This window comes from Chryseobacterium nakagawai, assembly GCF_900637665.1.
Lineage (GTDB): Bacteria > Bacteroidota > Bacteroidia > Flavobacteriales > Weeksellaceae > Chryseobacterium > Chryseobacterium nakagawai.
Window position 1 is genome coordinate 3,756,861 of sequence record NZ_LR134386.1, and the last position, 14,391, is coordinate 3,771,251.

10 protein-coding genes and 1 tRNA gene are annotated in these 14,391 nt (G+C 34.5%); 4 read left to right on the top strand and 7 right to left on the bottom strand.

Annotated elements, in window-relative coordinates:
- Positions 1–42: 42 nt before the first annotated feature.
- Positions 43–5,964 (bottom strand): alpha-2-macroglobulin family protein, encoded by a 5,922-nt coding sequence (locus tag EL260_RS17015; RefSeq protein WP_123856525.1) that lies wholly within the window; start codon positions 5,962–5,964, stop codon positions 43–45.
- A gap of 18 nt (positions 5,965–5,982) precedes the next feature.
- Between EL260_RS17015 and EL260_RS17020 the strand changes: the two genes are divergently transcribed.
- From EL260_RS17020 to EL260_RS17030, 3 genes are read left to right on the top strand one after another with little or no spacing between them, the layout of a single operon-like run.
- Positions 5,983–6,738: a UbiA prenyltransferase family protein gene (locus EL260_RS17020; protein WP_123856527.1), complete on the top strand. Its 756-nt coding sequence runs from the start codon at positions 5,983–5,985 to the stop codon at positions 6,736–6,738.
- A gap of 3 nt (positions 6,739–6,741) precedes the next feature.
- A complete protein-coding gene (gene recF / locus EL260_RS17025) occupies positions 6,742–7,821 on the top strand; it encodes a DNA replication/repair protein RecF (RefSeq protein WP_123856528.1) in 1,080 nt (359 codons plus the stop codon).
- Between the two features lie 19 nt (positions 7,822–7,840).
- The gene (locus EL260_RS17030; RefSeq protein ID WP_123856530.1) at positions 7,841–8,134 is read left to right on the top strand and encodes a hypothetical protein; all 294 of its coding nucleotides are present in this window, start codon (positions 7,841–7,843) and stop codon (positions 8,132–8,134) included.
- A gap of 30 nt (positions 8,135–8,164) precedes the next feature.
- On the opposite strand, the gene EL260_RS17035 is transcribed toward EL260_RS17030, so the two are convergent.
- The 4 genes from EL260_RS17035 to EL260_RS17050 form a co-directional block, all read right to left on the bottom strand.
- Positions 8,165–8,347: a hypothetical protein gene (locus EL260_RS17035; RefSeq protein WP_126367232.1), complete on the bottom strand. Its 183-nt coding sequence runs from the start codon at positions 8,345–8,347 to the stop codon at positions 8,165–8,167.
- 236 nt (positions 8,348–8,583) lie between these two features.
- Positions 8,584–10,620: a recombinase gene (locus tag EL260_RS17040; protein ID WP_123856534.1), complete on the bottom strand. Its 2,037-nt coding sequence runs from the start codon at positions 10,618–10,620 to the stop codon at positions 8,584–8,586.
- 13 nt (positions 10,621–10,633) lie between these two features.
- Positions 10,634–11,278: a monofunctional biosynthetic peptidoglycan transglycosylase gene (gene mtgA / locus EL260_RS17045; protein WP_123856536.1), complete on the bottom strand. Its 645-nt coding sequence runs from the start codon at positions 11,276–11,278 to the stop codon at positions 10,634–10,636.
- A 43-nt stretch (positions 11,279–11,321) separates the two neighbouring features.
- Positions 11,322–12,368 (bottom strand): ABC transporter substrate-binding protein, encoded by a 1,047-nt coding sequence (locus EL260_RS17050; RefSeq protein ID WP_164466535.1) that lies wholly within the window; start codon positions 12,366–12,368, stop codon positions 11,322–11,324.
- A 60-nt stretch (positions 12,369–12,428) separates the two neighbouring features.
- Between EL260_RS17050 and EL260_RS17055 the strand changes: the two genes are divergently transcribed.
- Positions 12,429–12,502, top strand: a tRNA-Arg gene (locus tag EL260_RS17055).
- 190 nt (positions 12,503–12,692) lie between these two features.
- Here EL260_RS17055 and EL260_RS17060 read toward each other — a convergent pair.
- Positions 12,693–12,857: a PTS sugar transporter subunit IIBC gene (locus EL260_RS17060; protein ID WP_076350970.1), complete on the bottom strand. Its 165-nt coding sequence runs from the start codon at positions 12,855–12,857 to the stop codon at positions 12,693–12,695.
- Positions 12,844–14,334 (bottom strand): recombinase family protein, encoded by a 1,491-nt coding sequence (locus EL260_RS17065; protein WP_123856538.1) that lies wholly within the window; start codon positions 14,332–14,334, stop codon positions 12,844–12,846. The genes EL260_RS17060 and EL260_RS17065 overlap by 14 nt, the downstream gene beginning before the upstream one ends.
- Between the last annotated feature and the right edge of the window lie 57 nt (positions 14,335–14,391).

The window sequence follows — 14,391 nt, forward strand, 5'->3', positions numbered from 1 at the left end:
TTATTTGGTTTTAAATTTTACGTATTTCCTAATAGCCAAAAATCATTCCAAAATCTGAATTCCGGTTCCTTTTGTATGTGCATTCATCTGTGGAGCATAGTAGTTTTGCATTGTAGTAATACCGTTTGAGAACTTTCCGGATGCATTAGCAATTACATCATATTCAAAGACATATTTACCTTTTGGCATATATTGAATATAGAAATTAGTAGACGCATCTTTAGTAGATTGATAATATCCTAAATTATTTTTCCACTGATATCCTGATAATGCATCAACGGGTTCAAATCCTGCCGCACGCATATCTTTAATATGAATAAATTCCATTGCTCTGTCTGTGTTCAGAATCATTCTTACGGTTACTTTATCTCCTACTTTCAACGGTGTTTCTGCTGAGATTTTCTGAAGCTCTTCTCCATTTACCGTTTTTACTTTTTTATACAGTTCTTTGGTTACGGAAATATAATTTTCAGATGATTTAATTTTATCTAAATCTTCGTAATACTGCCAGAATAACCCTCCCTGAACAATTCCTGGACCTGGTTTGGTCACTGTGACTGTTCCTAGGTTTTTATCTATTGCATCCGTTTTTACGGTTGATTTTACATATCCGGTTGCCTGAGTCTGAGGAACAATCTCTTTTCCGCCCCAAACGATGGTTGCTTTATCACTTTCAGCACCAGTCCATGATTTCCCTGAATTTAAGATCGTGAAGATCACTTCAGCAGTTCCTCTTGAACTTCCCCATGAGTTCACTTCTTTTTGCGTTACCAGCCAGATCTTGATATCTTCTATAAAGTTGGTATCATTGGATTTTAAGGTATTGAACGCTTCCAAAGCACCTGCATGGTTTACTACTTTTGAGCTGAACCAACCCCAGTCATTCAGGTTTTGTTTCCAATAGACTCCTTGTGTTTTGGTGTCTGTAGAGGTTTCTTTAAGATAAGTCATTAATTTATCAGATACCGCTTTCTCTCCATAATTATTCATTAGTAAAGCTGCACGGTGAAGACCGAAGAATGTAAAATCGGTAATTTTTGCCGTTTTTGCTTTTTGTTTTACTAATGCTTTTAATGTTGCTCCTTTTCCTTTCAAAGGATATTGTTTTTCCCAGTAATTTCTGGTATCTAAATAATCCAGCACCCAATTGCTCCAGACATTCTCTTTTTTAGTCTCTGCATATTTGCTAATCTCGTTATCTACATACTGAATCAGTTTTGCGACTAAAGCGTTCTGTCCTGCACTCTGATATTCTTTGGCGTTATCTTTTAACCATAGATTAACCTTTCCAAGGTTTTTAAGAATATATAATGATGTACCGTAAGAGCTTGGATAGCCTGCATACCATGAAAATCCACCATCCGGATTTTGCAGCTTACTGAAATCATCCCAATTCTGATTAATAGAATTCCTCATCGTATTGACATCAAACAGAAGTGCTAGTTTTTGCATCTGCTCAGCTTCATTTTTACTTTCCAGTACCCATGGCGTTTCATCCAATAACAATTGTTTCAGCTCCTGGTTTTTTTCAAGATTTGAATTCAATAATCCTTTGCCCTGATATTCATCAAACACGGTCTTCATTTTAGGATTAGCTTTGAATATCTCAGAAGCTAATACATCTGCAAACCACTTATTGAAAACCACATCCGCCGAACTGTTCTGATCGTTTTTCAGGCTTGGAAGGGCAAACATAATTTCCCAGATCGGATTGGTGGTTAATTCCAAGGTGTTTGAAACATTAGAAGCCGTTGTAGATGTATTATTTTTAAGGTTATCCAACACGAAAGTCTTTGTTTCTCCTTCTTTCACAAAAACAGGTACAGCATCGGTTACCAGCATTCTGTTTGGCAATACGGCTACAGCCTGCTGCTCACCGTCAGAATAAGCTCCTGCCTTCGCAACTATTTTTAAAATAATAGAAGAAACATTGTTTGGAACTTTTAGGCTCCATGTTAATGCTCCGTTTCCATTTTCATTTAAATTAAAGTTCTGTGTTCCTGAGTTGATTCCGAATTTTGAAGAAATATTTTCATTCGTAAATGCATCTAAAATCTGAAGTTCTGCAGAACCATTCATTTTCTTATTGGTAAGGTTGGATAACTTTGACTGTAAGTTCAGTTCGTCTCCTTCTCTTAAGAATCTCGGATAATTTGGCGTTACAGAGAACTCTTTCTGAGTTACCACTTCTTTCTCCAAGGTAGCAGCTCTTGCATCTTTGGTGTGAGCCAGGAACATCAGCTTCCACTTCGTCAAAGCTTCCGGAGAAGTGAATTCAAAGTTGACGTTTCCTTCTGCATCGGTTTTCAGGTCCGGATAAAAAAATGCAGTTTCATTTAGATTCTGACGTACCGGAACTTTTTCCAATGCCTCTTGTGATTCGACCTGATCTACAGCGGCATCAGCTTCTGCAGCCTCAACGCCTGCTACTTTACCCTGTAGTGCTGATTTGTTTTGTCCATAGGCAGTCATCACCACTTCTTCAAGTGCTACTGAATTTCTAGCAATAGGAGCTGCTGTAGGAGCAGGAAGAGCAGTTTTATATTTTCTAGTTCTAGGAGATTTCACTCCATTTCCTCCTAAGCTATAAAACAGGTTACCGTCAAACCAATTAAATTCAGGAACGGCTACATAGTTTCCATTGAAATATTTCAATCGGTTCTGATAACTTTTTTGTAACAGGTATTCTCTGATATCATAAGATGTAATAATGTTGAATGGAGTATACAGTTTATCCCAGCCATAGTTATTTACTGCAAACTGGTCCAAAGACATATCATACATATTAGCTAACACTTCTGCGTTCACTTTTTCTTTATCATTTCCGGTAACTTTCACCATCCATTTTTCTTTTGAATTCGGTTCGAGCTTATCTCTGAAAGTAACTGTTTCAATTTTTAAAGGTTTCTCTGTATCCTTGATCTTTAAAACAGCTGTTTCTGTCTGAACATCGTTATAAGCGACCAACTGGAACTGAAGGTTCAGTTCAGAAACACTTTTATCTTTTGGAATATCTGCTGTGTATTCCAACATTCCTTTTTTAAATTGATGGATTTCCGTGATCGTTTTTCCAGACCCATTCTGAACAAATACATTTACCAACGCATCAGGAATTGCAGAATATACATATACTTTCGCTTTTTCACCTCTTGCAAACTCCTCCTTCGGTGCAATAACCGTTAAGAAAGTTTTTTGAGCCGGTTTCAGGGACGTTTTATCCCAAACGCTGAAATATTGAGAAGCTTTAATCGTGTCTTTTCCTTCAATATTAAACAGTTCCAATTGATAATCCCCAGCTTCAAGTTTTCCAAGATCCAAGTTTGATGAAAGTTGGGCATTATCTGCAGATTGCTGTTGTTGTCTTTCAACAACTACTTTTTCTGTTTTCCAGTTTTTGACATCATCATTTTTATCAAACAGATCGTGTGGGAATTTGCTAATAAATTCTGTTTTTGAATATTGTGGAAGATTCTGAACTTCTGATTTGAAGTTATCTCTAAAAATCCGATCCGGAGCTGTTAGTTTTGATAACTTAACCTGGTACGATTTTTTAAGAACCTGTTCGTTATAATTCTTGGTTTCTACTTTTAGTCTCGCCGTTTCATCACTGAATATATTCTTAATTTCATCAGCTTTGATGTAGTGGGAAACGGAAGCTACCTTCAGATCTGTATTAGCTGATTGAGTTTCCCCATTGATATCAGTAACGGAAGCATTGATTTGATAGTTATCAATCTGAATTCCTTCCAGTTTTTCGTCTTTCTTAAGATCTAAACGAATCACAAACTCTCCTTTTTCATTGGTTTTGGCTTCTCCTAAGATTGAGTTTTCATTATCATTATCTCTTGGATACCACCAGAAATATCTCCAACGGATATTTTGTTTTTTGATCTCATAGTTCACCGTTGTATTGCTTAAAGCTACCCCGGAAAACATCATAGCTTTCCCTTTCAGTTCTATGGTTTGCCCGTATTTATATTCATCTTTTACAGGGTCGAAAGTAACTTCAAACTTTGGTCTTTTATACTCTTCTACTCTGATATCTTTATATCCCTGACTGTCACCATCAGTATTCATATAAAAAGTACCATTCAGTTTTCCTTTTGGAAGCATAAAACTGCCATGGTAGGAACCAAACTCATTAGTGGTAAAACTTTGAGAAGAAACTTCCTGGTTGTTAGCATCCACTAAAGTGATTTTTTGCTTCAACCCTGAAAGTACAGACTCAGTCTCATTATTTAAACGGGTATTAACTACTTTGAAATAAACCATCTGTCCAGGTCTGTAGATCGCTCTATCTGTAAAAATCTGAGCTTTGGAACGGGCTTCTTTGTTTGGGTTGTAATCTTCAACATTATTGTTCCCGTACACCTGCATGATCTGAAAATCATTGGTTTTAGGTTGTTGAATCAGATATGTTCTGTAGTATTCTTTATTAGCTGTGGCTGGAAATTTAAAAACTCCGTTCTCATTGGTTTTTCCTTCAATTTTATTAATCGAATTGCTGTTCACAAATTCATAAAAGGTAAGGTTTTCATTCGTTACAGGTTTTCCATTTTCACTATTCACTAATTTCAAATCATCTGAAAGTGAGCTTCTTGAAGATTTTGACTGGTAAATAATCTTATTTCCCGAAACCAGAAAATAGAAATTCTTTTCAGGGTTATTATCTTTTGTATCGGTTCCTGGCACTGAAAATTCGGCAACATATACTCCGGCAGGAAGTGGTTTAATTTCCAATGAGGTTTTATGAGACTGATAATCTTTCGGGTCTGAAAGCTGGTAAGTCTCCTTTCGCACCAAATTCTTTTTCACTTGCCCAAAGTAGTTATTTGCATAGGAATTCTGCACATATTTCATCAGCGATAAAAAGTCTTCTTTTACCTCATAAATGTTCAATGAAAACTCCGAAACATTCTGGTACTCTGCAACAAAATGAATGGGCAGATTATTCTGGATCTGTTTTTCATATTTGATATTCAGCACCGGATTGGTAATCTGGTTTTCCTTGTTTTTGATATTTTCTATGAAAGGAGATTTCGGATATTCACTTTTAGCCTGTGCAGCAACAGCAATAGCTTCTTTTGCCTTCTTTTTCATTACAAGTTCATCCATGATCCCTTCCATGATGACCACTTTGTAATCACCTTGTACATCGGATTTGGCAAGCTTCTGTAGCTGCTCAAGTTTATCTTTACATTGGTTGAAATCGCAATTATTCACCAATTTTTCTTTCATGAAATACAGTTTGGGATTCCCGTTATTCTGTGCAATCAACTCGTCGAAAATTGCATTAATAGAGGTTCTGTTCTCTGTAAGCTCATTTTTTGTGAAAATATTATTCTCTGATAAAAAAGCGATCTTTTTAAGACTATACCAATCATACAGACTTGGAAAATAAGCGATATCCTTCGTTTCCGAAAACAATACTTTATATTTTTCCAATGAAGTTTTCTTCATGTCCTGTTTCTGCTGATCCAGTTCTTTATAGCTTTTATTTAAATAGTTTTTATAATCAAGCTTGGTCCAGGTTTCAATCTGAGCAAGATCCTGCGTACTCATATTGGTTCTGCCATTGATCTTCCAATAATTTTGATTGTAATAATCCAGGAAAAATCCATTCAACAGAACTTTATAGACCAGTTTCTCATCTCCTTTCAGTTTTCCTTCTGCTTCCTGAAGTTTTTTAAAGAATTTTGAAGCTGCATCGTTCTGATCATCATCTACAGTTTGGTTTACAATACTGAACTCCGCTTTCAAAGAACGGATTAACTGAATGGTATTATTTTCTTTCATAGCTTGGTTTTCCATGTCTAAAATAATGGGTAGATTAGATTTATACGCTCCTTTCTGGCTGTTTTCTGCTATTTTTTTCCACTGGTCATCATAATATTTCTGTGCGAAAACCGGTGAAAATCCCAATGATAGCAACGAAAGCATAAATATCTTGGAAAATCTTTTCATATATATTAATTTTGATAAATGAATATTATAAAAATACTGAAAAAAACCGTCATAGACAGTCAAATTTATGTCTCCTTAATGGGAACTCTTTTTGCAGTATTTTTCATGAAAGAGCAAAACACATTCCGTTTCCCTACTATTCTTCTGATTTTCATCACGTATTTCAGTGGGTATATTTATACGAAGTATCAATACACTAAATATTTTTTCAGAATATTGGTCCTTAATGCTGTTGCCGGGATTGTCTGTGCTTTTTTAATCATCCATAATCATAATGAGGTAAGATTACTAAAATGGTTTATTATTGTTGTGTTAGGGCTTTTGTACAACAGTTTCTTTCTGGATGTTTATATTCGGAAAATTCCTTTATTAAAAGTATTTTATGTAGGATTAGTCTGGGCACTGGTTAACTGCTGGCTGACTCTTCCTGAGTTCAGTCTGCCTATTTTCCTTATCAGTTTCTTTTATATTACGGCATTAGTGCTTCCCTTTGATATCCGGGATATGAATAGTGATACAGTAAGGACCTTCCCTATGCTTATTGGTGTTCAAAATACAAAATATATTGCGTACGGTATGGTGTTTATAAGCAATATCATTGGAGTTTTTTATCTAGAGCCACTTTATGCAATTGCATTTTTTTCATCCAGCATCATCACTTATATTTTTATTTATTTCTCTGAAAATAAGAGAGATGACTCTTATTTTTCATTCGGAGTGGAAACTTGCTCAGCACTTCCTTTTTTATTTTTACTAATAATGGAGTATTTTTGAAGAATGATTATCAAAAAGCTTTCCCTATATAATTTCAAAAACCATTCTGAGAAGAAGTTCGAATTTTCCCCACAAATTAACTGTTTTGTGGGTAATAATGGAGTGGGTAAAACCAATATTCTGGATGCTCTGCATTATTTATCAGTAGGTAAAAGCTTTTTGGGAAATACAGATTTCAACAACATCAAAAAAGAAGAAGATTTTTTCACCATTGATGCTGAGATACATAATGAAGATAGTGAAGATAACATCAGAATTACCCAGCCCAAGGAAGCCAAGAAGGTAATTAAAAAAAATGATAAAAGCTATGACAGGCTTGCAGATCATATTGGCTATCTTCCAAGTGTTATGATTTCACCTTACGATTCAAACCTTATCTCTGATTCGGGGGAAAGCAGAAGAAAGTTTCTGGATGCTATGATCTCTCAAACAGATTCTGAATATCTTTTTGATCTGATCCAGTATCAGAAAACAATCCAGCAGAGAAATGCTTTGCTGAAATATTTTGCTAAGAACAGAACATGGGATAAAGAGTCACTGGAAATTTACGATGATCCGATTACCAGATTTGGGACTAAAATTTTTAATAAAAGAAAGATATTTGTAGAGCAGCTCAATCCTATTGTTCAGAATTTCTATCAGATTATTTCCGGTGGAAAAGAAACAGTTTCTGTAATCTATGAATCTCACCTATTGGAAAATACTTTTGAAGAACTTTTGAAGGAAAGTATTGAGAAAGACCGTATGCTCACCTACACTTCAAAAGGAATCCATAAGGATGATCTTCTTTTTGAAATGGACAACATTCTGATCAAAAAAATAGGGTCTCAGGGACAACAAAAATCTTTTCTGATTTCTTTAAAACTTGCTCAGATGAGTCTTATTAAAGAACTGACTAAGAAAACGCCTATCCTTTTATTGGATGATATTTTTGATAAACTTGATGACACGAGAGTTTCGCAATTAATTGAATTAGTGAATCGTGAAAGCTTTGGGCAAATTTTCATTACCGATACACATAGAGAACGTACCGAAAGCGTAGTGAAAAAGATTAACGAAGAAAGTATTATTTTTGAGATATAACGAACCAGACAACACAATTATGAAGAAGAAAAAACGCGAATACCAATCTTCGGAGCTCGTAAAATCTTTTGCAAGAATCTATGGTTTTGAAGATAAACTGGTGGCTTTTGATATCAAAGACTTTCTTGAGGATTATTTAGATCAAAGTCTGTTCAATGAAATCAGAAGCGTGAATATTGAAAACAAATGCATCATTATTAAAATTGATTCTCCCTTATTAAAGAATGATTTTAAAATGCGTAAAAGCTTTTACCTGAAAAAGTTTCAGGATAAGTTTGGAATAGATAAATTTGATGATCTGCAAATCCTTTAAAAGTAAGATTCCACTAAAGTTTATTAACTTCTATCTTTCATATATTCCTGAAGCCAGTCCCCAATAATCTTTTTCATCAATCCCGGCTTCCGGATTAATTGGACTGTAGTTTTTCAAAACTCCAGCAATTTTTATACTATCATTTTTAAATAAAATCCCTTGAATTTCAGTTCCGGTAATTTTATTCAGACGATCTTTTTTAGTTGCTCCCAATATGATTATGATCTTTTGAACATTAAAGTCTGGATATGTGTATGAAGTTACTTTTCCATTATACCTTAAGAAAATGTTCCAGGATGATTTTCCATAAAATATCAAATCTTACCACGGCGAAATAATATTTAGCCAAAGTAAACAATTATTTTTAATTCACATTATTGAGAATTTATTTCTCATAAAAAATCCCGAACTCTATCGGGACTTTTCTATTTTATTTTCGCTTCTTTATTTTAATGATCCTTCTCTTCCGACTTATGAGAGATCGTACTGCTCATCAAATCATCAGCTTTTTTATCCAATCCTGAGCGTAATGGAATGAAGAATTTCAATGGATGTTTTACAAAATACTTAAAAATCTCTTTATAGATTTCACTTACCTGTCCAAAGTTCATCTTTCTTGATCTAAAAGCCAGAAACATAGATAAACTAAAACTCACCAGGAAGTTAAAGAAACCTATTAAAAACACAGTAAAAAAGGATATCCAAAACGTATAAGAGTCTACGGAGAAATCTTTTCCATACAGTCCAAGTGCAAAATTTCCTGCGGCAAAGGTAATGTGTCTGATATCCAGATCAAGCCCGAAAAATAATCCCACAGGTGCGGTTGCTCCAAGGAACACTCCGAACCAGAAGTTAGAAACAATTCCCGGCCAGTTCTTAGCATAATATTTTGATAATCCTTTCGCGAATTTCTTACCGAAAAAACTTCTGATAGAAAGATTTTTGGCAATCCTTTCCGGAATTTGGTAGAATACAGAATTATTACCAATATTTCCTGAGATAATTCCTGAAATGAAAAGGTAGAAGCCTGCAATACTCGCATGCAGAATCGCTTTGGATTTGAAAGGGTCCAGGTCTTTTAATAATTTATCGGACCTGTCAACAGCAAGGTTTTGGGAAAAGAATACATCCAATCCATAAATAATGGCAAGCGCTATCGGAAATGCCAGTAAAACATTTCCTACGAAAGCAATAAACTGACTTCGGAATAATTTGGAGACAAGATGGGCAAATTCTGTATTATTTCTTTGGCTGTTCCCTTCTTCAGACAACACTTTAGTCATTGTTGCAGCGGTCATTGCCGGCTGTTTTGTGGCCAGTGTGAATCCCATCAGATAGATCATCACAAATCCCATGGCATAATTCATCGAGTACAAAAACGCATGTGAAAAGTCACTTCCGGGGATATATCCATATAACATTTTCAGAACACAGAGTGCTCCTACAATGATCCCACCACCACTCGCCTTGTAGAACATCGTCATATATTCTTTTCTTGTAGAAGTAATATAATGGGTTCCTGCTTCTGCAGTATGATTGGTGATAAGATGGGAAATTAGCCTTGTACTGTCATTGATAAGATCTGCGATATTATTTTTATGAGATTTATAATTTAGAATATTAAAAATCAGCTGTTTTGATTTTACAAGAACATCTTCTTCATTGTCAATAATCAACAGCTGTATAATCTCATAAATCCTGTCAGTTTGCTGACGAATCTTCAGCAATGATTGATTAATCTTTCCTGAAATCCCATATTTGGCTGAATTTTTAAACGCAATATTCACAAACTCCAGACATTGCTCCGAGTAAATCTTAATCTGCTTATATCGGCTGTCTTTGGAATGTAATTGCAGTTCGGGATCCTTAACAAGATCATCTGCCAGAGCTTCCAGTTCATTTTGTAGTGCTAAAAATGGATTGGAAAGATTCCTATACTGAGGAGCCATTCTTACCACTTCTACTTCCATAGCCATTCCCGTAACCCTCCATGAAAGGATGTTCATGGAGAAGATAAGCTCTTTTTTTACATTAGGTTTAATGATAAAGTCTGAAGCTCCAATAAGTCTCAAAAATTCATTAACCTCGTTCTCCGGAAGGTTGTGAAGGTATTTCAGATCGGTTTTAGGTCTGAGGCTTACATTATCAATCATATACCACACTGTCTTTTCATTTTCTACAGGGGGTAATACCTTATTCAGGATCCTTTTTTTAAGCTCCGGGAAGAAGGCATTTTCAGAAAGAATATTGGCTTCCGTCAAGGACAGATTGAAGGGTCTTTCTTTAAAAATATTATGAATATAATGTTTAAAGTTTTCCGCAAAATTCGGATTGTTTCTGAGAAAGTTAAGCACATCTGTAAAGTCTGCCCTTTTTACACTCTCTAACAACTCTGCAAAGGGTTCCAAAGAAAGGGTTTCGTTCTTAAAAGAAAAGTATTTTTTAAGAACTGACTCAAAATTTGTGCTGGAATTAAAGAATTTCATTAGTACAAAGATACTATTTCAAACTTACATTCCTCATCTGTCTCATGATCCAATTGTGTTTCTTTCTCAAATAAGGAGATGGATTCTTTGGATCATATTTCTTCGGATTCGGTAATACAGCAGCAATCCAGGCTGCATCTGAGGTACTAAGATCTTTGGATGATTTACCGAAATAATATTGTGCTGCTGCTTCTACACCAAATACGCCCTGACCCATTTCAATGGAATTCAGGTATCTTTCAAGGATAATATCTTTACTCCATACTTTCTCAATAATGAAAGTATAAACGGCTTCCAATCCTTTTCTTACCCAGCTTCTGCCCTGCCAAAGAAAGACATTCTTTGCCGTCTGCTGAGAAATAGTACTTCCTCCTCTAATTTTTTTACCTTTTTCATTATATTTCATTGCCTTTTCAATGGCAGTATAATCAAAACCGTTATGGTCAAAGAATTTCTGGTCTTCTGAAGCAATCACCGCTTTTTTTACATTACTTCCCATTTCATCATAGGAAATATAGTCTCTGTGTAATTTTCCGTACTCAAAAAGGCCTCCTATCTGGGTAAAGGTAATGGGTGGATTAAAAAATCTTCCCCAGATGATGAAAACTACGTTCAATACAAGAACGATGAAAATAAATTGTTTAATTCTTTTCCACATAACTTTATAAAAAGGAAAGGCAAAAATAAGCAAATAGTCCGAGTTACTGCAATTCTTTCATATAAGTAAGCTGATAATCCGGTAAAAGTTCAGGATGGAAGATTTTAATATAATCTTTAAGGATTACATCTGCTCTTACAACACCACTTTCAAAGAAATCGTTGGCTTTCTCTCTCTCTTTTCCTGCCATTGTATACAGCTTTCCTTTATTGAACACCTCCAGTTTTCCATAAAAAGGATTCATTTTCAACATTTCCTTTTTTGAAGTGTGATTTCCTGCATTTACCCAGTATTGAACACCATTTGTTTTAGCATACACTTCTTCAAAACTCATCGTCAACGCTTTTTCATCCTTATTATCTTTCATAATATAAGTAGCATTAGCATCAGCAATATAGTGGGCTACCGAAGTATTTCCACCTGGGAGATACCATACATCACCATACATTTCATTGGCTAAAACAACGGGTTTTTCTTTTGCTTTTAACGCCAATTGTTTCAGGTCATTATAGTTTTTTTCTACTTCCTGATATTTAGCTTCAGCTTCTTTTTCTTTTCCGAAAAGTTCTCCGAAAATTTTAATATAAGCTGTTTTTTGCAATGGCTGCTGCTCCATATACTCATCAAGGAATATAACCTGGATTCCATTGTTCTTCAATAGCTGGTAAGCATTATCAAAACTTGCAATATAATTAGTGAAAATAGCATCTGGTTTCATGGAAATAATTTTCTCCAGATCATACTTCTGGTCACTTCCTACGTTCTGAATTTTTCCTTCTTTAATCAGATTCTGGATCTTTGCTGAATAAATGTACTCCGGACTTGATACACCAATGATTAAATTTTCAGCTCCAATCTCTGAAATATACCCCGCCATACTGGCATTAAGAAGGATGATTTTCTTGAAAGGAGTCTGATTTTGCTTAAAATTATAGGTAAAATTCCCCGATTTAAGCTCCAGACTTCCGTTCTGTTCCTTGTATTGGGTACGATTTGAGAGAGTCGTCCAATCTGAGGACGAAATTTTTGATTCTCTTTTACAGGCAATTAGCGAAAATGCCGTAAATAAAAGTAAAATTTTCTGTTTCATCTTTCAAAGAAAGGAAAAAAGTGGTATATTTGCAACCGTTAAACAACAAGATAACAAAACGGCCTCGTGGCGCAACTGAATAGCGCATCTGATTACGGCTCAGAAGGTTACAGGTTTGAATCCTGTCGAGGTCACTTAAGGAGACAACTATTTGATAGTTGTCTCTCTTTTTTTATGCATAAAAATCTCTATATCAAACTTTTACAGCCTGATATTTTATGGTTTGAATTTTTTGATGTGAAATCCCTAGCCCATCTGAAACAGACAGTCTAAAAGTGCTCTATCAGAGATTTCATCGGTATTGAAGCGTAGTTTGAAATCCCATTAAGGTTCTAGTATTTTTTTCTCTTTTGGCTTATCATAATTTTTTGATACTAAATATAGTAATTCCAATATAATTTTAGCTTCCTTCTCATTTACCTGAATTCCATTCTTAGCAAGAAGAATAATTGCTTGCTCAACTGAAACATTTTTATCAATGAAATTCATTTTTCTTATTAGTTTTTCGGTTACTTTTCTTTAATAATATTTTTGAGAATGCTTGATTCAAGCCCAAAGAGAGATCTCCTGTTTTATAATCAATATCAACTGGTGGAATAAGACTTACAATACATCTTTTGTCTGAGGTATCAAACTCGGAAAATTTTTGGAAAATTTCAACTAGTGCTTTATTTTCTATTTGATTCTTTCTATCAATAGCTTTTAATTTAAGAGCAATATCACGTCTTTCTTTGCCAAAATTTTTAGTATTAACCAGGCATTCTTTTTTTAACTCATTATAATCATCAATCTTCAATATTCCTGCTATAAATAATTTTCTACCTCTAGAAAGAGTTAGTTCTTCCTCCTTTATTCTTCTTTCTAATAGTTTTTGACCGTATAAATAACTTGCTTTCTGTGTCTTTATATTCTGACCTTCCAAAATATCCTTAAATAGTTCAATTGTGTTATTTGATAGTATCAATTGCTGAAGCTTATTTTGATAGCAATTATTCAGCAAAACTGCGTTTATCCTTGTTCTACAGCGATCATGACAATGATAATATGGGTATTTTTTTGAGCTTCCTTGTGCAATACTCCCACTGAGTTTTCGATCACAAACAGGACAAGTCAAAAAACCTCTAAGAAAAAACAGCTCTTTTAAATCATCTTTTTTAGAAGTAGTTTTTCTTTTTGTATTAATAACAGACTGAACTTGATAAAATAACGATTCAGATATTAAAGGTTCGTGCAAACCTTTTATCATTTGTTCTTCATTAGATTTAAGTTTGATTGATATAAGCCCACAGTAAATTGGATTCCGTAAAATTCTAAAGAAGTGTGACCGTGAACATATCAATCCTTTTTCATTAGCCATTTTCATTATTTCGGAAATCTTATGATCGTTCTGGGCAGCTTGATGAAAAGACCACTTTATAATATCAGCTTCAGGCTCTTTAGGAGCAATAGTTTTTTTACCATCCATTAATGTCAAATTAATAAATCCAATAGGTGCTTTATTAGGATATCTACCCATCAACTTCGCTCGACGAATACCATTTGCTGTATTTTGAGCCCTCCGAGTATTTTCCGCTTCTGGAACCGCTAAATATACAGCCAGCATAACGGTACTTTCCGGCACAGAAAAATCTATTGGTTGATCAATAGCCATTGCTGTTGTTTTATATTTCCGAAGCTTTCCAATCATTTCGTAAGCATATTCAACATTACGACTGAATCTGTCCCATTTTATAAATAGTATGTTTTTATCTTCTCCTGATGATTTCTTTTTAATTTCTGAAAACAATTCTTTCCACTCAGGTCGGTTGAAATTTTTGGCAGAATAGTCTTCACGATAGATTCCTTTAACTTCGATATTGTTATATTTACAATATTTCAATAATCTATCTTCTTGCTCAGGCAGGGAGTAACCTTTTCTTTTTTGTTCATCTGTACTTACGCGGACGTATAAATAGGCTGACTTCATATAATTAATTTATTTATTTGACTTACAAATTAATAATTAAAAAACATAAAATAAGAA

Bases quoted from the DNA above. Each gene is read 5' to 3' on its own strand.
- EL260_RS17015 (WP_123856525.1), bottom strand. From the start codon at position 5,964: ATGAAAAGATTTTCCAAGATATTTATGCTTTCGTTGCTATCATTGGGA.
- EL260_RS17020 (WP_123856527.1), top strand. From the start codon at position 5,983: ATGAATATTATAAAAATACTGAAAAAAACCGTCATAGACAGTCAAATT.
- recF (WP_123856528.1), top strand. From the start codon at position 6,742: ATGATTATCAAAAAGCTTTCCCTATATAATTTCAAAAACCATTCTGAG.
- EL260_RS17030 (WP_123856530.1), top strand. From the start codon at position 7,841: ATGAAGAAGAAAAAACGCGAATACCAATCTTCGGAGCTCGTAAAATCT.
- EL260_RS17040 (WP_123856534.1), bottom strand. From the start codon at position 10,620: ATGAAATTCTTTAATTCCAGCACAAATTTTGAGTCAGTTCTTAAAAAA.
- mtgA (WP_123856536.1), bottom strand. From the start codon at position 11,278: ATGTGGAAAAGAATTAAACAATTTATTTTCATCGTTCTTGTATTGAAC.
- EL260_RS17050 (WP_164466535.1), bottom strand. From the start codon at position 12,368: ATGAAACAGAAAATTTTACTTTTATTTACGGCATTTTCGCTAATTGCC.
- EL260_RS17060 (WP_076350970.1), bottom strand. From the start codon at position 12,857: ATGAATTTCATTGATAAAAATGTTTCAGTTGAGCAAGCAATTATTCTT.
- EL260_RS17065 (WP_123856538.1), bottom strand. From the start codon at position 14,334: ATGAAGTCAGCCTATTTATACGTCCGCGTAAGTACAGATGAACAAAAA.